Source organism: Streptomyces sp. NPDC007917, assembly GCF_042959105.1.
Taxonomy (GTDB): Bacteria; Actinomycetota; Actinomycetes; order Streptomycetales; family Streptomycetaceae; genus Streptomyces.
Genome location: NZ_JBIBKK010000014.1, coordinates 1 through 20,991, shown reverse-complemented (window position 1 = coordinate 20,991; position 20,991 = coordinate 1). Strand labels below are relative to the sequence as shown.

At 69.8% G+C, this 20,991-nt stretch carries 21 protein-coding genes and 3 pseudogenes; 13 read left to right on the top strand and 11 right to left on the bottom strand.

Going from position 1 to position 20,991, the window contains the following annotated elements:
* Positions 1-5: 5 nt before the first annotated feature.
* From ACFZDL_RS26720 to ACFZDL_RS26705, 4 genes are all read right to left on the bottom strand, one after another.
* Entirely contained in the window at positions 6-1,187 is a 1,182-nt protein-coding gene (locus ACFZDL_RS26720) for an FAD-dependent oxidoreductase (protein WP_353593756.1), read from the bottom strand.
* 5 nt (positions 1,188-1,192) lie between these two features.
* Complete coding sequence (locus tag ACFZDL_RS26715) at positions 1,193-2,458, bottom strand: cytochrome P450 (protein ID WP_353593755.1); 1,266 nt, start codon at positions 2,456-2,458, stop codon at positions 1,193-1,195.
* A 352-nt stretch (positions 2,459-2,810) separates the two neighbouring features.
* The gene (locus tag ACFZDL_RS26710; protein WP_353593754.1) at positions 2,811-3,464 is read right to left on the bottom strand and encodes a TetR family transcriptional regulator; all 654 of its coding nucleotides are present in this window, start codon (positions 3,462-3,464) and stop codon (positions 2,811-2,813) included.
* A 196-nt stretch (positions 3,465-3,660) separates the two neighbouring features.
* Positions 3,661-4,488 (bottom strand): sugar-binding domain-containing protein, encoded by an 828-nt coding sequence (locus ACFZDL_RS26705; protein ID WP_353593753.1) that lies wholly within the window; start codon positions 4,486-4,488, stop codon positions 3,661-3,663.
* Positions 4,489-4,646: 158 nt separating this feature from the next.
* Between ACFZDL_RS26705 and ACFZDL_RS26700 the strand changes: the two genes are divergently transcribed.
* The 8 genes and pseudogenes from ACFZDL_RS26700 to ACFZDL_RS26665 all read left to right on the top strand — a co-directional run bounded on the left by ACFZDL_RS26700 (position 4,647) and on the right by ACFZDL_RS26665 (position 10,591).
* Positions 4,647-5,624 carry a zinc-binding dehydrogenase gene (locus ACFZDL_RS26700; RefSeq protein WP_353593752.1) on the top strand — a complete coding sequence of 326 codons (978 nt, stop codon included), beginning with the start codon at positions 4,647-4,649 and terminating at the stop codon, positions 5,622-5,624.
* 48 nt (positions 5,625-5,672) lie between these two features.
* Entirely contained in the window at positions 5,673-6,260 is a 588-nt protein-coding gene (locus ACFZDL_RS26695; RefSeq protein ID WP_353593751.1) for an EamA family transporter, read from the top strand.
* A 241-nt stretch (positions 6,261-6,501) separates the two neighbouring features.
* Positions 6,502-7,098, top strand: a complete 597-nt coding sequence (locus ACFZDL_RS26690) for a hypothetical protein (RefSeq protein ID WP_353593750.1) — start codon at positions 6,502-6,504, stop codon at positions 7,096-7,098.
* A 185-nt stretch (positions 7,099-7,283) separates the two neighbouring features.
* Positions 7,284-7,439: pseudogene (locus tag ACFZDL_RS26685) on the top strand (TetR/AcrR family transcriptional regulator); the annotation flags it as partial.
* A 166-nt stretch (positions 7,440-7,605) separates the two neighbouring features.
* Positions 7,606-7,779, top strand: a complete 174-nt coding sequence (locus tag ACFZDL_RS26680; RefSeq protein ID WP_353593874.1) for a hypothetical protein — start codon at positions 7,606-7,608, stop codon at positions 7,777-7,779.
* Between the two features lie 246 nt (positions 7,780-8,025).
* Complete coding sequence (locus ACFZDL_RS26675) at positions 8,026-9,069, top strand: cytochrome P450 (RefSeq protein WP_353593749.1); 1,044 nt, start codon at positions 8,026-8,028, stop codon at positions 9,067-9,069.
* Complete coding sequence (locus ACFZDL_RS26670) at positions 9,066-10,286, top strand: cytochrome P450 (protein WP_353593748.1); 1,221 nt, start codon at positions 9,066-9,068, stop codon at positions 10,284-10,286. The genes ACFZDL_RS26675 and ACFZDL_RS26670 overlap by 4 nt, the downstream gene beginning before the upstream one ends.
* Before the next feature lie 107 nt (positions 10,287-10,393).
* Positions 10,394-10,591 (top strand): ferredoxin, encoded by a 198-nt coding sequence (locus ACFZDL_RS26665; protein WP_353593747.1) that lies wholly within the window; start codon positions 10,394-10,396, stop codon positions 10,589-10,591.
* A gap of 425 nt (positions 10,592-11,016) precedes the next feature.
* Here ACFZDL_RS26665 and ACFZDL_RS26660 read toward each other — a convergent pair whose 3' ends face one another.
* The 3 genes and pseudogenes from ACFZDL_RS26660 to ACFZDL_RS26650 form a co-directional block, all read right to left on the bottom strand.
* Positions 11,017-11,250 (bottom strand): glycoside hydrolase family 30 beta sandwich domain-containing protein, encoded by a 234-nt coding sequence (locus tag ACFZDL_RS26660; protein WP_353593746.1) that lies wholly within the window; start codon positions 11,248-11,250, stop codon positions 11,017-11,019.
* Positions 11,251-11,545: 295 nt separating this feature from the next.
* Positions 11,546-12,097 (bottom strand): annotated as a pseudogene (locus tag ACFZDL_RS26655) (helix-turn-helix domain-containing protein); the annotation flags it as partial.
* Between the two features lie 102 nt (positions 12,098-12,199).
* A complete protein-coding gene (locus ACFZDL_RS26650; RefSeq protein ID WP_353593745.1) occupies positions 12,200-13,081 on the bottom strand; it encodes an NAD(P)H-binding protein in 882 nt (293 codons plus the stop codon).
* Between the two features lie 48 nt (positions 13,082-13,129).
* Between ACFZDL_RS26650 and ACFZDL_RS26645 the strand changes: the two genes are divergently transcribed.
* Positions 13,130-13,501, top strand: a complete 372-nt coding sequence (locus ACFZDL_RS26645) for a MerR family transcriptional regulator (RefSeq protein WP_353593744.1) — start codon at positions 13,130-13,132, stop codon at positions 13,499-13,501.
* Positions 13,502-13,631: 130 nt separating this feature from the next.
* Positions 13,632-14,429 (top strand): SGNH/GDSL hydrolase family protein, encoded by a 798-nt coding sequence (locus tag ACFZDL_RS26640; RefSeq protein WP_353593743.1) that lies wholly within the window; start codon positions 13,632-13,634, stop codon positions 14,427-14,429.
* A gap of 269 nt (positions 14,430-14,698) precedes the next feature.
* Here ACFZDL_RS26640 and ACFZDL_RS26635 read toward each other — a convergent pair.
* The 3 genes and pseudogenes from ACFZDL_RS26635 to ACFZDL_RS26625 all read right to left on the bottom strand — a co-directional run bounded on the left by ACFZDL_RS26635 (position 14,699) and on the right by ACFZDL_RS26625 (position 17,847).
* A pseudogene (locus tag ACFZDL_RS26635) lies at positions 14,699-16,281 on the bottom strand (glycoside hydrolase family 3 N-terminal domain-containing protein).
* Between the two features lie 26 nt (positions 16,282-16,307).
* Positions 16,308-16,817, bottom strand: coding sequence for an aldo/keto reductase (locus ACFZDL_RS26630; protein ID WP_391192559.1), 510 nt, complete (start codon positions 16,815-16,817; stop codon positions 16,308-16,310).
* Between the two features lie 67 nt (positions 16,818-16,884).
* Positions 16,885-17,847 carry an alpha/beta hydrolase gene (locus tag ACFZDL_RS26625; protein WP_353593741.1) on the bottom strand — a complete coding sequence of 321 codons (963 nt, stop codon included), beginning with the start codon at positions 17,845-17,847 and terminating at the stop codon, positions 16,885-16,887.
* Between the two features lie 130 nt (positions 17,848-17,977).
* Between ACFZDL_RS26625 and ACFZDL_RS26620 the strand changes: the two genes are divergently transcribed.
* Positions 17,978-18,631, top strand: a complete 654-nt coding sequence (locus ACFZDL_RS26620; RefSeq protein ID WP_353593740.1) for a helix-turn-helix domain-containing protein — start codon at positions 17,978-17,980, stop codon at positions 18,629-18,631.
* Between the two features lie 305 nt (positions 18,632-18,936).
* Here the strand turns inward: ACFZDL_RS26620 and ACFZDL_RS26615 are convergent, their stop codons facing one another.
* Entirely contained in the window at positions 18,937-19,167 is a 231-nt protein-coding gene (locus ACFZDL_RS26615; protein WP_353593739.1) for an SDR family NAD(P)-dependent oxidoreductase, read from the bottom strand.
* 325 nt (positions 19,168-19,492) lie between these two features.
* Here ACFZDL_RS26615 and ACFZDL_RS26610 point away from each other — a divergent pair, with 325 nt between their 5' ends.
* Both ACFZDL_RS26610 and ACFZDL_RS26605 read left to right on the top strand, forming a co-directional pair.
* Positions 19,493-19,771, top strand: a complete 279-nt coding sequence (locus ACFZDL_RS26610) for a polyprenyl synthetase (RefSeq protein ID WP_353593738.1) — start codon at positions 19,493-19,495, stop codon at positions 19,769-19,771.
* A complete protein-coding gene (locus ACFZDL_RS26605) occupies positions 19,761-20,816 on the top strand; it encodes a polyprenyl synthetase family protein (RefSeq protein WP_353593737.1) in 1,056 nt (351 codons plus the stop codon). Before ACFZDL_RS26610 ends, ACFZDL_RS26605 begins: the two co-directional genes overlap by 11 nt.
* Positions 20,817-20,991 lie beyond the last annotated feature (175 nt).

Genomic DNA, 20,991 nt, shown 5'->3' with positions numbered 1-20,991 from the left:
CCCTCCTACGTCGGTGCGCTCACCGGGTGGGGAGCCTGGTCGACGACGAGTTGGCGGAGCGCGCGCAGTTCGCGGTGGCTGTTCCAGCCGAGCACTCCGACGACCTTGCCCTCGTGGCTGTAGGCGGCGACGAACCTGCGATCGTCCGGGCTGCCGTGCACGACCGTGACCTCCGCGTGTTCGGGGAAGATGCCGTGGGCCTGGATGCGGGCGTCGTACTGGTCGCTCCAGAAGTACGGGATGGGGGCGAAGGGGCGTTGTTCGCCGAGGATGCCGGCGGCCACGGCCATGCCCTGCTCGGTGGCGTTGAGGCGGTGTTCGACGCGCATCCGCACGCCGAAGTGGGGGTTGTGCCAGGACGCGACGTCCCCAGCGGCGTAGATGCCGGGGGCGGCCTGGCAGCGGGCGCCGCACTCCACGCCGTTGCCCAGGGGGAGACCGGAGTCGGTCAGCCAGTCCGTGGCCGGTGTGGACCCCACGGCGACCAGGATCAGGTCCGCGTCGAGCCTCGTACCGTCGGCCAGTTCGACGGCGACCACCCGGCCGGCGGCGTCCAGGAACCGGGACACGCCGACCCCCAGGCGCAGTGCGACGCCCTGGTCGCGGTGCATCTGGGCGACGAGTCGGCCGATGCGGTCGCCGAACTGCCGGTGCATGGGCACCGGGAGCGGGTCGACCAGGGTGACCTCCAGCCCCATGGTGCGGGCCACCGCCGCCACCTCGGCGCCGAGGAACCCGGCGCCGACCACCACGACCTTCGGCCGGGCCAGCAGATGGGTGCGCAGGTTGAGGGCGTCGTCGAGCGTGCGCAGGACGTGCACGCCTGCCAGGTCGTCGCCGGGCAGCCGGCGCGGGGTGACGCCGGTGGCGATGACCAGCGCGTCGTATGCCACCTCGGCGCCGTCGTTGAGCAGGACCTTGCGCCTTACGGTGTCCAGCCCGACCGCCGACCGTCCGAGCCGGAAGTCCGCGTCCAGTCTGGCGATGGCCGCGTCGTCACGCAGGCGTACCTTCTCCGGCTGCCAGTCGCCGGACAGGACCTGCTTGGACAGCGGGGGCCGGTCGTACGGAAGGTGCGGCTCGTCGCCGATGAGGGTCAGTGCACCGTCGTATCCCTTGTTGCGCAGGGCCTCGGCCGTGGCCAGTCCGGCGGCCGAGGCACCCACGATCACCACATCCCCGGGCACCGGCGTCACCACGTCACCGGGAGCTCGTAGGCCCCGAAGATGAACCCGTCGTGCTTGAACGGGATCTCCTCCAGGTCCACGGCCAGGGCCAGGGAGGGAATCCGCCGCAGGAGGGTGGGGTAGGCGACCTGCAGCTCCATACGGGCCAGCGGCTGGCCCAGGCACTGGTGGACCCCGTACCCGAACGTCACATGACGGCGGGCGTCGCGGGTGAGGTCCAGGCGGTCCGGGTCGGGGAAGACCGACGGGTCCCGGTTCGCGGTCTCGTTCACCGGGATGATGCCCTCGCCGGCGCGGATGACCTGGCCGGCGATCTCGATGTCCTCCAGCGCCACGCGGCGCAACCCGCCGTGGGTGATGGTGAGGTAGCGCAGCAGTTCATCGACCGCCAGCGCGACCGCCTTCGGGTCATCAGCGTCCCGCAGCAGAGCCAGCTGATCGGGGTGTTGCAGCAGGGCGAGCGTGCCCAGCGTGATCATGTTGGCGGTGGTCTCGTGTCCCGCGAACAGCATCAGCACACCCATCTCGGTGGCTTCTTCCCGGGTCAGTTCGCCGGCCTTGAACCGCTCGGCGAGCCCGGAGAGCAGGTCTTCGGCGGGACGGGTCAGCTTGTCGTCCAGCAGCCCGCCCAGGTACTCGGCCAGCCGCTGCCGGGCCGCGGTGCGTGCCTCCCCGGTCGAGTTCCGGTTGATGATGGTCTTGCTGTTGGACTGGAAGAACTCGTGGTCGTCGTAGGGCACGCCGAGCAGGTCGGAGATCACCAGCGACGGCACCGGCAGCGCGAACGCCTCGACGAAGTCGGCCGGTTTCGGGCCGTCGAGCATCTTGTCGATCAGGTCGTCCACGATCCGCTGAGTGGGCGGACGCAGCGCCTCCACCCGCTTGATGGTGAAACCGGACGTCGCCATGCGCCGCAGCCGGGAGTGTTCGGGATCGTCCATCATGATGAAGCTCATGCCGGTCGATTTCGTGCCCTGCTTCCTCAGGACCTCGGCCATCGCGACCTCCCCGGCGGACAGCTTCGGTGCACCGGGCCGGGACGGATCCACGCTGACCCTCGGGTCGGACAGGACCGCTCGGTGTTCCTCCCAGCCGGTCACCAGCCATGCGAGGGTGCCGTCGAACAGCCGGATCCGGGTCAGCGCGCCCTCCGCCTGCCGCGCCCGCATCGCGGGCGCCGGGTCCAGGGGGCACCGCGCGGACCTGCTGATGTCGTACTCCGGGGTTTCCTCCGGGGTTCGGTTCGTCGCGTTGCCTGCCGCGCTGGTCACTGCTGTCTCCTCGCTCGTGGGGGTCGTGGGGATGCCGCAGCGAGAGATCGTCGAGGCCGTTGTGGTGCGCCGCGATGACACGGCGCACCACAGCCCGTGGGTCACGGCGGAAGGCTCACGGTCCGGGTTCACCGCGCTCGGGGTGTCCCGGCCGGAGCCAGGTCATGAGACGTCCCGCGCCGAGGCGGCACAAGCCGCGGACTTCGACGCTGCGGGCCACTCGGTCTCCTCCGACTCGACGTCGCTGGGACCAGGCAACACCAACCCACGAGTTAAGTCAATCCATTGATTTAATTCAGGCCCGAACCTGTCCCCCACACCCTTCATGGAGTGCGCCGAAGGGGCGGGTCCGTCAGGACTCGTGCGTGACCGGCGCCTGCCACAGGGCGGTGATGGCGTCGATCAGACCGTTCGCCGCCTCGCACCAGCTCGCCCGGGAAGTGGGCTCGCCGTCCGCGAGGGCACGTTCGCGCTCGGCCACCATCTGCGTGATGAGGTGCCGCGTCATGGCGACGCGCTCGGCGTGCACGTCGGCCGGCATGTCGGCCAGGCAGCGGTTCAAGCCCTCCTGCAGCTTCTGCATCGAAGGCGAGGCAGCCGCGAACTCCTCCGTCGTGACCGCACGCAGGGCGGGGTCCGCCGTCACCTGGGCGATGAACCGGCCGTACCAGCTCGGACTGCCCAGAGCCGCCACATGGTCGGTGACAGGACGGACCGCGCAGGCCACCCAGTCCCGCGGGTCGGTGGAGTCTCCGATGGCGTCCAGCATGCGCATGCGATTGACCTCTATGGCCCCGGCATGCCTGCGGGAGATGGCGCGCACCAGGTCGACCTTGGTGCCGAAGTGATAGCTGACCGCGGCATTGTTTCCCTGCCCGGCAGCCTCACTGATCTGCCGGTTGGCGACCGCGTGCACGCCGTGCTCGGCGAACAGCCGCTCCGCCGCCTCCAGGAGCGCCTCCCGCGTCGCGTGGACCTGCTCATCCCGTCTCGTCCTGCCGGCCATCATCACCACCCCTTCGGAACTTCACGCTAATCCGCCGAAGGCCCGCCCCCGGACCAGCGCGGCTCCTCGGCCAGGCCGGCGAGGTCGAACGACGAAAGCGTACGCAATGGAAGGACCGGCTCAGGCCGGCCGCCGCGCCTGACGTCCACACGGCGTTCCGGTCGGATTCAGCCATCCGGCCTTGAACCCGGCCACGTTACGACGTAGCTATTGCAGGCTGGAGCGTACGGATACCGAAGGTGACCGTTTCCTCGTCCACGCCGCCGAGGGCCACATGACAGTCGTAGAGGGATGGCGCCTGGGGAGACCACAGTTCCGGGGACGGGACGTACAGACGCCGGCGGACCGTGCCCGGCTCGCCGGGCAGAACCGTCACCTTTGACACATCGCTCGCCACGACGGTTCCGGACGCGTCCCGTGTCTCCGTGGCGACGGGGACCGTACGCACCGCGATCGAGTCGTTGGCGACGAGCGTCGCGACCTCGACGACGGCGCGCGAGCCGTCGATGTCGGGGGTGGTGACCCGGAGGCCGTCGGGGGCGATGCGGACCACTTCGCCGACCAGCAGCCAGGTGTCCCGGTAGATCCCCGCTCCCGTGTACCAGCGCGAGTCCCGGTGGGCACGGGCCTCGACGCGGATCTCGTTGTCCTCGCCGACTCGCAGGAAGCGGTCCGCGTCGATACGGAAGCGCGAGTAGCCGTACGGCCGCTGCCCGGCGTAGTCGCCGTTGATGTACACCATCGCGTCGCGGTTCACGCCCTCGAACTCGACGAAGATCCGTTTGCCTCGGTACTCCTCCGGAACGGCGAAGGTCTTGCGGTACTCGAACACCCCGCCCGGGAAGTAGGCGCCCGCCGCGCCCTCCATCGTGACCTCGCCCACCGGAGCGGTCCGCGGCTGCTCGATCATCGCGTCGTGCGGCAGCGTCACCGGCTGGAAGGGGGGCCAGCTGACCGGAGAGTTCCGCGAAGGGGTTGACCTGGGCCGGGCCTGCCAGCCGTCGTTGAAGGCCGTGCGGATCATGCGGGCTCCATAAGTTGTCGGCGATCGAAAATCCATCACTCAATGAAATTGACGGCTAGGGCAAACACCTTGCCCCCCTTGCCGAGTGTTCGACGAACGTCTTACAGTCGCAGTGTTCGGTTTCCGTTGAACACTTCGTCGAAGGGTGCGTTCCGCTCATGCGCGCAGTCGAATTCCGGGAGTACGGCGCCCCCGAGGTGCTGACGGTCGTGGAGGCCGAAATCCCCGAGCCCGGGCCGGGCCAGGTGACCATCGACGCGGCCTACGCCGGCGTGAACTTCGCCGACGTCAAGGCACGCGCCGAGGGCTATCGGGTGCAGGCCCTGCCCTTCCGCCCCGGCCTGGAGGTCTCCGGGCGAATCCGGGCCGTCGGCGAGGGCGTCGAGGACCTCCGCCCGGGGCAGGAGGTCGCCGCCCTCGTCGGCGGCGGCGCCTACGCGGAGGTGGTGGTCGCCGACACCGCCACCGTCTTCCCCCTTCCCGAGGGCGTGGACCTGCGCACCGCGGCCACGCTCCCCACCGTGCTGCCGACGGCTCACGCCCTGATCCACGAGGTGGGACGGCTGCGCTCCGCGGAGAGCGTGCTCGTGCACGGCGCGGCGGGAGGTATCGGCACGGCGGCCGGCCAGCTGGCACGGGCGGCCGGAGCCGGTGCGGTGTACGGCGTGGTCTCCTCCGCGACCAAGGCAGGACACGCCCTCAAGTACGGCTACGACGAGGTGTTCACCGCGGACACTTTCCCCGAGGAGGTCCGCCGCGCCACCGACGGCAGGGGCGTCGACCTGGTGCTCGACCCCGTGGGCGGCGAGAGCCTGCGCCGCGGCATCGACACCCTGGCCGTCTTCGGACGCCTGGTGTCCTTCGGCAACGCGAGCGGAGCGGAGCCGTGGCACGTGGGGCAGGCCGAGCTCTACGCGCATGGCCGTTCCGTCGGGGGCTTCTCCATCCTGGCTCTCGCGCAGACGGCGCCCGAGGCTCTGCGCGCACTGGCCGAGCGCGCCTTCCGCAAGGTCACGGACGGCACCGTGACCCTTCCGGTCACCGCGGAGTTCGCACTGTCGGAGGCGGCAGACGCCCATCGGCTGATGGGCGGCCGCACGTCGACCGGCAAGCTGCTGCTGCGGGTGACCGACTGAGCACCGCCACCCCGGACACCGGCATCGCGCGCACGCCCCCACCAGGGCGTGCGCGACCGGGCCTTACGACGGAAACCCGGGGCGCCACTCCTGCTCAGCGGGGGTGGCGTCCCCCTGGCCCCGGTCGGCCTGGCGCTGGCCGCGGTGGCCGCGTGCTGCTGGGCCGGCTACATCCTCGTCTCCTCCCGCACGGCACGACGGATGAGCGGCGGCCAGGGACTGGCGCTGGCCGTGCTGTGGGCCGGACTGCTGAGCGCCCCCTACGGCGTCGCCCACGCCGGGAGCGCGCTTCTCGACCCCCGCGTACTGGCGGTGGCGGCATTGGTGGCCGTCTCCGCCAGCGTGCCGCCGTACTCCAACCTGGAGGCGTTGCGCCGGATCCCGCCCCGCGTGTTCGGCGTGCTGACCAGTATGGAACCGGCGGCCGGCGCCTTGTTCGGATTCCTTCTGCTCGGGCAGCGACTCGCCTGGCCGCAGTGGCTGGGCATCACCGCCGTCGCGTGCGCCTCCGTCGCGGCGACGTTCCTCGGAGCCGGTGAACGGCGGAATTCACGCATGCGCGCGAAGGGAGAGCCATCCCACAGCAGGCATCGTTCCCGGGCGGAGAGCGCACCCGCCGAGGCACCGGTCGACTGACGCCGTGTGGAGACGCGGGGATTCCCCCGGATCCCGCCCGCCTCGCCGCCGCCTTCTCCCACCACCGGCGGCCATCCGCGCGCCGGTGCTGGAGTGTCCTCGCCGTACGATGAGAGAACCGTCGGTGGCCCTCCCGGCACAAGGTCGTGGCGAGGTGTCGTCCCCATGCCGGGGCAAGCAGAGGACGGTTCACCATCCGGCGGCAGCTGGGCCCTGTCCGGGCCGACAGAAACAGGCAGAGATGAGTGAGCAGCGCGACCGCACCGACCCCACCGGTACAGCAGTCGGCGCATCCGCGCCGGATCACCACAGACAGCGCCGCCGGCGACGGGCTCTCTGGCAGTTCGGCCTGTGCGTGGTCGCGCTCGTACCCTGGACCGTCTACCTGGCGTTGTCCTTGCCGGATCACTTCGAGGCCCGGTATTGGCCCATGGTGTGGGTGGGCTTCGATGTGATGCTCCTCGCGTCACTGGCCGCTGCGGGAGTGGCGGTCTGGCTGCGGCGGCAGGCTCTGATCCCGCTCTCGTTCGTGGCAGCCACGCTCCTCGTCTGCGACGCCTGGTTCGACATCTCCCTGAACCTGGGCAAAGACGATGTCTGGTGGAGTGTCGCCTCCGCAGTGCTGTTTGAGCTGCCGCTCGCCGCCCTGCTCATCGCGCGGGCGCGACGGGTGCTGAAAATATCGGCCCGGCTGGCCTGGCAACGGCTCGGACTGCCGGGAGATCCGCCACCGCTGCACAAGATGCCGCTGTTCGTCGCGCTCGTGTCATCGCACGGCGGTGAGGCCCCGGCGAAGGACGGGAGGCTCGGCCTGCACGAGAGGGCATCAGGCACGTAGAGCACGTAGAGCACAGGTCTTGAGGTCGGCGCAGCTCCCGGTTTGCCCGGAGTGGCACCGCCAGGCGGCCCTCCGTCGCCGCGTCGAGTCCGGCAGCGGCCGCGCGGGAACCGCTCGCACCAGCGGACGTCTCCGAGGCCGAGTCCTGAGCCGGCCTCCGGTTCGGGAACGGCATCACACCGGCCATGACCAGGGACGACACGCGCGGGAAGATCCAGCAGGTGGCCTTGGAGCTCTTCAACGAGCAGGGGTGTGAGAAGACCTCGCTGCGCGAGATCGCCGAACGCCTCGATGTCACCAAGGCCGCGCTCTACTACCACTTCAAGACGGAAGAGGACATCCTGACCGCTCTCTTCCAGGAGTGGATCGAGCCCGGCGACAAAGTGGTCGAATGGGCCCGGGACACCCCTCCCACCCTTGCGACCAGGCAGGAGATACTGCGCCGGTACGCGACCGCGCTCAACCGTGCCGACCCCCTCTTCAAGCTTTTCGGCCAACAAGGCGGACGTGCGCGACCTGGCCGCCGGCACAGCGTTCCGGGCCACCATGTCGCGTGTCCTCGCCCTCCTGACAAAGGACGACGCGAACCTGTCCGACCACCTCCGCTGCGTCGGCGCGCTGCGGACCCTCCATGCGGCGGTGATCGGCCTGGAGGGAGTCGCGGCCACAGTGGTGTGGTGACCGGCGGATGGTCAGCAGGGCGATGTCGTCGTGCTGACCGCCGTCGTCGGCGAACGCGCGGGCGTCGTCGCACAAAGGGGAGCGCGGCGGCCCTCCACCGCCCTTTGTCACTCACTCCGGCTCCGACAGCGCCAGGACCCAGAGACCCGCACGCGACAGCACCCCGACAGCAGCCCGCCCGTGGGTGGCGATCACCGGGGCGCCGACAGCGACACGACCACTCCCCTCCCCCACCACAGGAGTGACATGACCACCAACACCATGCCCGACCCCTCGGCCGAGTCGATCCCCGACTTCCCGATGGAGCGAGCCGCCGGATGTCCGCTCTCCCCGCCGCCGCAGCTGCGCCGACTTCAGGCCGAACAGCCGCTCATGCGCGTCCGGTTGTGGGACGGCAGCACCCCCTGGGTCGTCACGCGCTACGACGTCCAGCGGGCACTGCTCTCCGACCAGCGCTGCAGCGTCGACCTCACCCGGCCCGGCTTCCCGTACATGAACCCCGCCTTCCGGGAGTCGGCGAGCGCGGCCCACCGCGCTCTGCTGGAGTACGTCGCCGGCCAGATCGACAACAAACTCGCCCACCCGGGGGACGACCTGCTGTCCGAGCTCGCCGCCCGCGTCCACGACGGCGACCCCACCCACCAGCAGGCCGCGTCGATGGGCCTGCTGCTGCTCGGCGCCGGCCACGAGACCTCCGCCAACATGATCGCGCTCAGCACCGTCGCACTGCTGGAACACCCCGACCAACTGGCCATCGTCCGCGACACCGATGACCCGAAGGTGCTCGCGAGCGCGGTGGACGAACTGCTGCGCTACCTGACCATCATCCACCTCGGCAACCGCCGGATCGCCCTGGAGGACATCGAGATCGGCGGCCAGACGATCCGCGCCGGGGAGGGCATCGTCATCCCCAGCAACACCGCCAACTGGCAGGCCGATGCCTTCCCCGAGCCCGACACCCTCGATGTCCACCGCGACGCCCGCCGCCATATGGCCTTCGGCTTCGGCATCCACCAGTGCCTCGGGCAGCCACTGGCCCGCGGTGACCTGACAACCACCTGCCCGTCGGCACCGCACAGTCGGTATCGCGCCGAGCATCACCACCCCGGCCACCGTCACGGCCTGATGACACATCACGAGGGCGGCGGCCATATCCAGCCGGAGTCCCACCCCTCCTTGAAGCGGGACACCTCCGGAGCTACTTTAAATAAATCCGTTGCTTTAAACGTAGCGGACTGGCTGAACCGCTGCGCAATCCACGCCCACCCCCCATCCGAAGAGGCCAGATGAGCCAGAACGACCCCGCCGTCCGCCTGCCACTGTCCACTGCTGGACCACTGGACCCGCCGCCGGAGTGGGAAACGCTGCGCGCACAGTGTCCCGTGGCCGATGTCGGACTCCCCAGTGGAGACACCGGCACCCTGCTGACCCGCTACGACCACATCAGGACGCTCCTGTCGGACTCCCGCATCTCGCGCCCGACCGCCGAAGACAACAGCGCGCGGATCGCTCCGGAGGGGCGCGGCGGCGTGTCGACCAACAGCGACATGGAGCTTTCCATCCAGGCCAATGGCGAAGGCCACCAGAAGTGGCGGCGGCACGTGGGAAGGTACTTCACCGCCAAGCGCATGACGGCACTGCGGCCCGGCATGAAGGAGATGGCCGAATCCCTCGTCGACGCCATGGTCAAAAGCGGTGCGCCCGCCGACCTCAAGGCAGCGCTCGGCTTCCCGCTGCCGGTCTACGTGATCTGCGATCTCCTCGGCGCCCCGGCCGAGGACCGGGACCGCTTCTCGTACTGGTCCGACGCGTTTCTTAACGTCAGCCGCTACTCGCTGGATGAGACCCGAGCAGCCCACAGGGACTTCTCCGCCTATATGACCGCACTGGTCCAGGCCGAGCGCGCCGAGCCCGGCGAAGACCTGATCAGCACCCTCATCGAGGAGAGCCGAGCGGAGGGCCAGGGGCTGACGGACCCGGAACTCCGCGACACCGGCATGGCCCTGCTGGTCGCCGGGCACGAGACCACGGCGAACATGATCGGCAAGATGATCACCATGCTGCTCGCCGACCGCACCCGGTGGGAGACCCTGCTGGCCGATCCGTCCCTGGTGCGCACCGCGGTCGAAGAGGTGCTGCGCTCGGACACCAACCTGGGCGGCTTCGGCGTCCGGCGCTACCTGCCCGAGGACTTCGAGATCGACGGAACGATACTGCCCCGCGGTACCACCGTCTTCTGCGCCCTGTCCTCCGCCAACCGCGACGAGCGGGCCTTCGCCGACCCGGACCAGATGGACCTCACCCGCAGCCCCAACCCCCATCTCACCTTCGGCGCCGGAGCCCATTCCTGCCTGGGCCAGTCCCTGGCCCGCACCGAACTCCAAGTCGCCCTCGAGGTTCTCCTGGACAGGCTGCCGAGCCTCGACCTGGCCGTACCGGTCGCGGACTTGCAGAAAGTCGAGGGACTCTCCGTCGGCGGCCTGCGCGAGGTACCCGTGCGATGGTGACCCGCCCCGCCGAGACCACCGCACCGACCGACAACACAACCGAAGGCACAACCGAAGGCACGACCGAAGGCACGGCCAGGGGGCCCGCCACGAAGAATGGAGCCATCATGAAGATCACCGTGGACCAGGACAAGTGCTGCGGCGCCGGCAGCTGCGTCCTCGCCGCCCCGGACGTCTTCGACCAGCGCGACGAGGACGGCATCGTCGTCCTCCTCACCCCCGAGCCCACCGAGGACCACCACGCGGCCGTCCGCGACGCGGCCGCCGTATGCCCCGCCGCCGCCATCGCGCTCAGCGACGTATGACGGCTTGAACCACGCTTGAGAGCCAGGGCGGGGCACATTCGGGCAGTCCCGGACGCGCCCCGCCCCTGAGGCTGGTTCGACCAGACGATCCGTTTCGGGGTCGGCGATCAGCCGACGCCCGTGTGCAGGGCGTCACCGCCGCCTTCCCCGACGCCGAGAGGGCGGGCGTCGCCCGCTCGGGCCCGGAGCAGGGTGCGGCCGACGAGCGAGGGGCGCGCGGCGTGGTCGTAGGCGGTCCGGCCCCTGTGAACGGCTGCGACCGGGCGGTCAGGACGTCCGGTTGGGGCCCGTGAAGTCGTAGTCGGATTCCACCCGGACGACGTTCGCAAGCCCAGGCCCGGAATCGGTGCCGGATGTACGCAACCGACCCGGCCGCGCAACGGGCACGGCCGGGGTCCAGTCGTGCGGGAGTCAGTGGGGTCCCATCAGTCGGCAGGCGGGACGACAAAGGTGCTGAACGAGTCGGCCGGGAGGTTGGCCCGCAGCAGACGGTCGCCGATCATCACATTGATCTCATCGTCCTGGGCGAGGTCGTTGTGGACGACGACCACGACGCTTCCGTCCGGGTTGGCGAACGTGAGAAGGTTCTCGTGTCCATTCAGGCTGGCGGTGTTGAAGACGCGCGCGCCCGGCCGCACGAACTGCGAGACATGGCGCATCACGTAGTACTCGTGATTGAGGGTGTATGTGCCCGTGGCCGTGTCGACCGTGACGAGTAGTTCTGTGACCAGCCCCAGGTACTCACTGCCTTTTCGTCGAGTGTGAGGTTCCAGTACATGTAGGCGTTCGCCCCGTTGTGGATGTAGTGCCGCATCTGCGACCAGGCGTACCGGCAGTGCCTCCAGTCGTTACGGCCGTCACCACACTCCTGCTCCGTCTGGTAGATCCGCAGCTCGGGATGGCGGCTGCGGAACCCGGCGACAGCGCGATTGCCGTCCCACTGGAAACCCGCCCGTAGCCATGCTTCGCGCCTGCCGACTCCGCCCGGCCTGCGGCCTTCGCCTGGTTGCTGTCGCGGCCGTGGATGCGCCAGCCTCCGCCATCCGGGATCCGACCGACCTTCTTCACACCCAGATGCACCATATGGCCCGGCCAGCGAGCGGTGATCTTCCCCGGTTTGCGGTTGTTCTCGCCGCCGGAGTCGATGAACCTGCGTTTGCCGAGGCCAAGTCGGGTCAGGTGCCGGGTGACGGCGCGGCGGTTGATGGTGAAGCCGATGCCGGCCAACTCGTGGGTGATCCGTTGTGCGGACCATTTGTGCTCGCGCCGCCAGATCTCGATCTTGTCGATCACCCACGCGGGCGACGCGTTCGGATTCCGGCGCGGGGTCGACGGCCGATCTTGCAGGCCAGCCTCACCGTGACGCCGCCAGCGGTTGACCCGCTTCGATGCACAGGCACGGGATATCCCCATTTCGGCGGTGACGTATGCGATCGGCCGAGTCTGGCAGCGCTCGACCAGGCGTCGGCGCCCTTCGATGGACAGCGGAGCGTTGGCGTGCGCCATGGAAGCCTTCCTGCCGGAAATTGAACGACGATCGCCGCCCCAAGACCCCATGCAGGTCATCGAGCACGTGGGTCAGTCTGGTGGGGCGTGCCGCGGTTCCGGTCAGTTGAACTCGGCCGCGTGGTCGATGGCCCACTTCGCGAAGGTGCCGGCCGGTCGGCCGGCGAGTCGCTCAATATGATCGGTGGTGCGGTATGACTCTGGTCGCCACTTTGAGGCGGCGATCAGCGCCTCCACCAGCGGCTCGGGACGGCCGTCTGCGAGCATCCGTGATCGCGCGAGATGGGCAGGGAGCGCCTCGAACCGCAGATCGCGCCGGAGGGCAGCACCGAGGTGAGCGACCTGGTCGGCACGGCTGAGGACCTCGGGGCCGGTCAGCACGTGCGGGCCGTGGTCCAGTTGATCGTGGTGCGCGAGCAATACGGCTATGGCCGCATCAGCGACATCGCGCTCGTCGACGACGGCTGTGCGCGCCGCCTTGGGGCCTGAGACGACATCGCCCGCCCGCAACTGTTTCACCCATCCACGCGCGTTGGAGGCCAGCGTGTCGCTCCGCAGCACCACGGGTCTCAGACCGGCCTCGTGAAGCAGGGCTTCCATGTCCGCGTGCACTTGAACGATTGGATCGCTCTGGCGAGTGGCTTCGTCGTCTATGGCGGTCGAGGACAGGTAGACGACACGCGGCGCCGCCGTGGTGAGTTCTGCGATCAGGCCGTGGGCAGGGCCGGAATCGAGCAGTGGCCAGATCAGAAAGACAGCGTCGATGTCCACGAGCGCCTCGTGCACGACACCGGGGTCCGTGAGGTCGCCGACCACCCACTCGACTCCTGGTCGCGGGCCAGCCTGATTGCGCACAAGGCATCGTACGCGCGCGCCGTGTGCTTGGAGACGGTCAACGATCTCTCGGCCGAGGTTGCCAGTCGCGCCGGTGACCAGGATCGATGGACAGTACGGGGAGCTCGTGGGCTTGGTGGTATCAGGCATGATCGTGACGCTATGGGTTCAGGTCGACATGAAGGCAAGGTGCGTGTGGTGAAGACGATCGGGGAAGTAGCCGCAGAGCTCGGCGTTGAGGCTCACGTGCTGCGGCACTGGGAACAAGTTGGTGCCCTCACCGTGCGTCGTGATGGCAACGGCTACCGCATCTATGACGAGAGCGCGCTGGAACAGGCACGTACCGTGCTGAAACTGCGACGCGTTGGGCTCTCACTGCCCGAGGTCACTGCCGCCATGTCGCCGACGAAGTCGGCGGCACAGGCCGTGGTGAGGGCGAAGATCGCGGCACTCGAGAATGAAGTCGTCCATAGACAGCAGGCAATCACCTTTCTGCAGCACACCGTTGAGTGCCGGCACCGATACCTCGACGACTGTCCGGACTGCGCGACCTTCGTCCGCGGAGCTTGAACCTTTCTCCCGCTGGGATTGGCAGCCCCGACGGTGCCCACGCCACCGTCATGAACGTCACGTCCCGCAACAGCAGGGTGCCCCGAGCCGACCACCGTTCGAATCAGGCAGACACCTTAGGAGAGATGTCGTGGCAGGTACGCGTATTCGACACATCGCCGCGCTGGGCAGCTCTTTCGCCGCAGGGCCGGGTATCGAGCCTGTTGCGGACCGGAGAGCACGCCGATCGGCGCGGAACTATCCGCATCTGCTTGCCGAACGGCTCGGTGCCACGCTCACGGACCTCACTGTCAGCGGAGCCACCACAAAGACGATCATCGACACCCCCCAACGGGTCCTGTTCCGCAAGTTCCCGCCCCAGTTGCACGGGCTGCCTGCGGATGCCGCCCTGGTGACGATCACCGCGGGGGGCAACGATCTCGGCTACATCAGCAGCATGATGAGGCTGGGCCTGTCAGCCCGCCTGGCGTCCGGCTCGTTTTCGCGGCCAATGACCGCCGTGTTGCGACGGCGCGGTGTACTGCGTCCGGCGAAGGATGACATGGACCAGGCGGCGGCGAACCTCGCCCATGTCGTGGAGGAGGCACGGCGCAGGGCCGAGGATGCACGAGTGTTGTTGGTGGACTATCTCACGGTCATCGGTCCGGACACCTGCCCCAGCCGTGAAGCACCCTTCGAAGCAGAGAGGTTGGAGGAGTTCCGCCGGCTCGGCGACCAGGTCGCCGAGGTGTTCGCCCGCGCGGCCCGTCGCACTGGGGCGGAGCTCGTCGCTGTGGGGGAGATCAGCCACGGGCATGCTGTCGGGTCAGCAGAACCGTGGGGGGTCGGGCTTGGCGAGCATCTTCGCGGCTCCGGCGTCATCGACTCCTTCCACCCCAACATCGCCGGCATGTGCGCCGTGGCGGACGCCATCACCGAACACCTTTAGTACCACTCCGAAGCGAAGTCGTTCGCCCCGATGGGCATACGGCTCCACGGCGACGCCGACAGGCGCAGATCGTTGATCCTTGACGACCGCCACCCGGCGACCTACGCGGCGTACTTCGGCCGGTTTGTCGACGCCTGCCGTGCTTCACCGCCGGTTCGATCAAGTACAGGGCATGGGAGCCGGTGTGGCGCAGGCGCTGGTCATGTGCGGAGCGCTGCCGGTGGGGGCAGCGGTGATCGTCCGCGCCGTCCCACCGGGCGATTCCGCGGTCATGCAGTCACCTCCAGGGTGGTGGTGAGCCGAGCCGTGGAACTGCCCCCGACCCAGATGTCGAGTGTCGTGGCGTCCTCGACGAAGTCGCGGGTGGCGGCGGACCAGTAGCGCAGCTGGTCGGGACCGACCATGGGCACCTGTCCGACGTGCCGGGGCCAGGTGAACGGCAGGCGCCCGGCCGGGGAGACGTCGCCCAGCAGCACGGCCGCGACGGCCTCGCCGCCGCGCGTCCCCGGGTACCACGCCTGCACGATCGCCGGTACGTTGGCGTCCGCCCAGCGGAGGTCCACCGGGCGGCCGGTCATGACGACGACCACGACCGGGGTGCCGGTGGCGGTGATCCGCTTGAGCTGTTCGAGCTGTCGGCCAGGGAGGTCGAGGGTGGAGGTGGAGGCCTTCTCGCCGATCTGGCTCTGCCGCTGGCCGACCACGACGACGGCCACGTCCGCTTCGGCGGCACGTGCGACGGCCCGGCCGATCCCGGCGTCGTCGTCCAGTCCGCGGGGGTCGACTCGACCGTCGTGTCCATCTGGTCGAACGGAGTCGGGAAGACCCGCTCGACGATGCCCGCGCCGGGGGCGTGCTCGACACGGACGCCGTCGCCGAGGCGCCCCCGCAGTCCCTCCACGATCGTCACCGTCTCCTGGGTGTCGTGGTCGAAGACCCACGGCCCCAGGGTGTCGCGCTTGCTGTCGGCGAGCTGGCCGATGACGGCGACCGACGTCAGTTTCCCAGCCTCCAGGGGCAGGGTCCGCTCGTCGTTCTTGAGGAGCACCATCGACTGCTCCGCCGCCGACCGCGCCTGGTCCCGGTGGGCGGTTTGGGCGAGGATCGCCGGCGCGGCGTCCTCGTCGACGAACGGGTTGTCGAACAGGCCCAGGCGGAACTTGGCGGTGAGCACGCGACGCGCCGCCTGGTCCAGCTTCTCCGTGCTGATTTTCCCCTCGGCGAGCGCATGCGGCAGGTTGTCGTACTCCGGGTCAAAGGCGGCCATCTCCATGTCCACACCGGCGTGGAGCGCCCGTGCTGCGGCGTCCTTCTGGTCCCGCGCGAAGTGCTGGGTCTCCAGCGACCGCACCGCGTTGGCGTCCAAGACCACCCAACCCGTGAAGCCCAGCGCGTCGCGGAGCACGTCGGTCAGCAGTTGGCGGTTGCCCGAGGCCGGGGCTCCGTTGAGGTCCATGTAGGCGCTCATGACATTGGCGGCCCCGGCCTCGATGGCCGCCTTGAACGGCGCGAGGTAGACGTTCCACAGCTCGGAGTCGGAGATGTCCGCGTCGTCGTAGTCCCGGCCGCCGCGTGCCGCGCCGTATCCGACGAGGTGCTTGGGCCCGGCCATCACACGGTCCGGACCGAGGTCGCCCTGGAACCCCCGCACCTGCGCCGCGGCGACGGCCGCGGTGAGCACCGGGTCCTCGCCGGAGCCCTCGATCATGCGACCCCAGCGCGCGTCACGGGCGATGTCGATCATCGGTGCGAAGGTCCAGTGGATGCCGGCCGCGCGGGCCTCCCGCGCCGCGACCGTCTGGGCGGCCTCGATGGCCCGCGGGGACCAGGTGGCGCTGAGCGCGATCGGCACCGGGAAGATCGTACGCAGCCCGTGGATCACGTCGTATCCATGTCGATTTCGACATGGCGTTCCCACAGCGAGTACTCGGTCTGGACGGCGCTGATCGGATGGATGGCGTGGGCGCAGCGGAGGGTGGCGGCCGAGACTTCGGACAGGCCGATGTGGCACACCTTGCCCTGGGCGACCAGGTCGGCCAGGGCGCCGACGGACTCCTCGACGGGGACGGCGGGGTCGATGCGGGCGAGGTAGTACAGGTCGAGGTGATCGGTGCGCAGCCGTCGCAACGACGCTTCGCAGGCATGGCGCAGCTCGTTGGGTGAGCCGGCGGGCGCCAGGCCCTCGGCGGTGCGGCGGACTCCGGTCTTGGTGGCCAGTACGACGCGGTCGCGGTGCGGTGCGAGGGTCCGGCCGAGGAGTTCCTCGTTTGCTCCGTCGCCGTAGAAGTCGCCGGTGTCGAACAGGGTGACGCCCGAATCGAGGGCCTCCAGCAGGGTGGCCGCGGCTTCGTGCGGGTCGGTGGGGCCGTAGATGCCGGTCATGCTCATGCAGCCGAGGCCGAGTCGGGAGAGCGCTGGGCCGTCGGGTGCAAGGTTGGGGTGCACCGTTCCTCCGTCACTTTGCCAGGGCCGCGCGGAGGAACGCGAGGATCTCCGCCTGGGCGGCCTCGGCCTGGGGTTCCACGCCGGGCAGGGTGAGGAACGCGTGTCGCGCTCCCGGGTATTCGGTGAGCCGCACGGAGGTCCCGGCCGCTTGCAGTCGCTCGGCGTAGCAGCGGCCGTGATCGGCGACCGCGTCCTGGGTGGGCACCACCACGAGCGCCGGGGCGAGCCCGCTCAGGTCGTCCGCGTACAGCGGCGAGACCGCGCTGGCGTCGGTTCCCGGCGGGACGGCGAGCCGCTGGAAGAACCGCAGTTGCGGCAGGGCCAGGGTCGGGCTGTCTGCGTACTCGGCGATCGAGGGGTAGTCGAACATCGTCTCGGTCACGTCGACTGCGGGGTTGACCAGCACCTGCGCCTTGAGCTCCAGGCCGGCCTCCCTGGCCCGGATGGCCGTCAGCGCGCTGATGAGCGCGCCGCAGCTCTCACCGAAGACGGCCGTGCGCGCCGGGTCGACGCCCCACTGCGCTGCGTGCCGCATCACGTGTTGGAGCACGTCCCAGCCGTCGTCGGCGGCGTTCGCGAGCGGGCTGCCGGGGGCGAGGAGGCGGTGCTCGACCGAGACGACGAGGGCCGGCAGTCCCACGGCGAGGTGGCTGTTGGTCCAGTCGCACTGCACCGCCGTGCCCACGAAGCCGCCTCCGTGGACATGAACCACGAGTGGCAGTTCGGTTCGGGCTGCGGCTTCATCGTCTCCCGTCGGGGCCGGCCGGTAGACCCGGACCGGTAGTTCGCGGCCGGGAAGCGCGATCTCCTGCCAGACGATCGCGGCGTCGGCGTCCGGCTCTCCGAGGATCGTCCGTGCCGTGCTGGAGGCCCGGAAGCGGTTCTCCGCGTCGCGGTAGGCGCGCAGTTCCTCGGTCGTGATCGCCGAGAAGTCCGGCGTCGGCGGCCGTGTCGCGGTAGTGGTCTCACTCATGTGCCTTCTCCCCTCCCGGCCGGATGCCGAGTGTGTCGATGTGGCCGGCCAGTGCGTTGACCTCATTATGCACGCGGTGCGTGCATCAGCAAGTGCATAGGTTAGGCTGAGCCCGGACGAGAGGGGCGAGATGACTGGCCGAAGGCGATGGTCGACCGAGGAGATCCTGGACACGGCGGCGGAGCTGCTGCGCACGAGCGACGCCGAGTCATTCAGCGTGCGCAAACTCGCCGCAGCGCTCGGAACCGACTCCTCCAGCCTCTACCGGCACTTCCGCAACAAGACCGAACTGCTGCGCGCGGTTGCCGACCGGATCCTGCTGGCCGCCATGGACAGCTACCGTCCCGAGGGCAACTGGAAGCAGCGTGTCACCGCCCTGGCCCTGCACCTGCGCGAGGCCTTCGGCGAGCAACCCCAACTCGCCACGGTGTGGGGACGCTATGGTTCCGGCGGCACCGGATCCCGATTGGTCATGGAGGAGCTGCTGCAGGCCCTGCGCGCGTCCGGCCTGCCCGACGAGGAGGTCCCGGTGCGATACCACCGCATCGTGATCCTCCTCGCCGCGCTGATCGCCTCCGAAGCCGGTATCAGCACCATCACCCCCAAGGAGTACGAACAGGGCATGGAGCAGTTCCGCGTCGCGGTGCTCGGCGCCGACCCCGAACGCTTCCCCGCCCTGGCCCACTTCGCCCGCGACATCCGCCCCCTCGGAGCGGACCGCCGCGCCGCATTCGAAGAAATCCTCGCCGCCCACCTCGTCCACATCGAGGCCCAGATCCCCTGATGTGCCGGATCACGAATGCGATGCGGATGGGTCGCGCCACTGCCGCAGGCCCGGTGCCTGAGGCCGGGTGCCGGAGCAGCGGCCGGGGAAGGTGATGTGGTCGTACCGGAGGGAGGAGAGCCGGGCGGTCGTTCAGACCGAGCCTGTCCGGCCGCCCGCCGACTGGTCAGTGGGCACTCCGGGCGCGGGGCGGGGGCCGGGCATCCTGGCCGTCGCCGCGGCGGCGGCCAATTCGAGGTGGGGGTTCATGTCCAGCTCGAACCGGCTGTAGGGCCGGAAGGCTTCCGCGTGCAGCGGGGGCACGGTCAGCCGAGCGGAACACCCGCATGGCCTTCCAGGGCCTGGATGAGGTGAGTCTGGAACAGCTCGGCGAGATCACCGGCGACGACACCCTTCCATCGGGCGGTGTCATCCCCGTCGCCAAGACGGGCCGGGTTACGGACGTGGATGACCACGTCATGCCCGTCCTCGGCCAACGCGTTCGCCGTATCGCGCCCGAGACCACTGGACGCCCCCGTCACCAGAACCAGTGCCATGTCAATCATCTCCCGCCCTTGTGGCAACGGGTGCCGTGAACCCTCGGCCGGGAATGCCCGCCGCATGACGAGCCCGCGCGCAATGCCCTACGCGGACCACGCCCATCGCCTTGCAGTCCTCCGCGGCCCGATCCAGCGGCAGGGTGAGGCTGGTGCCACCCCGAGAGCAGCAAGTTTCGTGCCATCGAAGTCTGAGCAGCATGGAGTGCGGGTGCGGGACAGCAGCGGCTGTGGATCCGTACGGTCGTGCGATATGTGACCTCGACGCTCAGAAGGACGGCGTGGGACCGGCGCCGCCTGAACGTGCAGTGGGTGGGGAGATGCCATGACGCAGGAAGCGGGACGGGGCGGGGGCCTGGACGGCAAGGCGGTGCTGCTGGCGGCCGGGCTGGCCGATCTGGCGGTGAGCACGCTGGGTGCGGCCCTGGGGACGGTGCGGGGGCTGCTGCGCCGCTCGGACGCCGCGGAGCTGGCGGCGGAGGCCGGGGACGACCTGATGGCGCGTGGGCGCCTGGTGCTTGACCGGTACGCCGCCGTACCCCCGGCCCACCTGGAGATCCTCGCCCGGCACGCCCTGGCTCGGAAGACCGCTGATGACGTCTGACCGGTGGGAGCCGGCCGCGTTCAAGGTCCGCGTGGATGAGGTACTGCACCGGTTCGTCGCCCAGGAGGCCGACCAGTTCGCGGCGATTGATCCGCTCCTGGGCCCGGTGGCCGAGCAGCTGGAGGCGGCAGTAGCGGACGGCAAACGGCTGCGGGCGGCATTCTGCTACTGGGGCTGGCGTGCGGTGGGACAGCCGGACAGCGGCGCGCTGGTGCGGGCGGCGGCCTCCATGGAGCTGGTGCACGCCGCCGCGGTCGTGCACGACGACCTCATCGACGACAGCCCGCTGCGGCACGGGCGCCCCACTGCACATGTCGCCCTGCGCGGTGCCGTACGGCGTCGCCCGCGCGCCGACGCCGCCGCCAGGTCGCTGGCGATGCTGGTGGGAGACCTGCTGATGGCGCTGGCCGGGCAGTTGTTCGCCACCAGCGGTCTGCCCGCCGCGTACCTCGCCCGGGCCCGCCCCCTGTGGTCGGTGATGGCCCGCGAGCTGATCGCGGGCGAGTGCCTGGAGATCCTGCGTACCGGAGCCGGTCCGGACACCACAGCGTCGCTGAAGGTGATCCGCTACAAGACCGCCAAGTACACCGTCGAGCAGCCCCTGCTGATCGGCGGCGCCCTGGCCGGGGCCGGCGCGCGGCTGCGCGAGGGCTACTGCGCGTACGGGCTGCCGCTGGGCGAGGCGTTCCAGCTGCGGGACGACCTGCTCGGTCTGTTCGGAAATCCGGAACGCACCGGCAAGGCCGACGCCGACGACGTGCGCGGCCACCGGCCCACGGCCCTGCTGGCAGAGACCTGGCGCCTCGCCCGCGACGACGACCGGGAGGGGCTCCGTGCGGTACTGGGCCGACGCGACCTGGACGCGGAGGATCTGGACACGGTCCGCGAGGTGATGCGCCGGCTCAGGGCACCCGACCGCATCGAGGACATGATCAGCGCACGGGTCGAGGAAGCGCTCGGCGCCCTCCACGAGCTGGATGTACCGGCGCACGCCGCCGCTGCCCTGACCGCGCTGGCGCATTCGGCGACGGTCCGCCTGTCCTGACCCCGCCACCGGGACGGCACAGACCCGTGCTCTCCACCGCCGCCGGCCATCCCGCCGGCCGTGGACGGTCCCGTGGAAGACAAGGAGCTTCCCAATGCTGATGTCAAGCTGCTGCCGTAACAGGCGATGTGGCTTGGTAACACGCTCCGTCGCGGATCATGGCCCACAGGACATT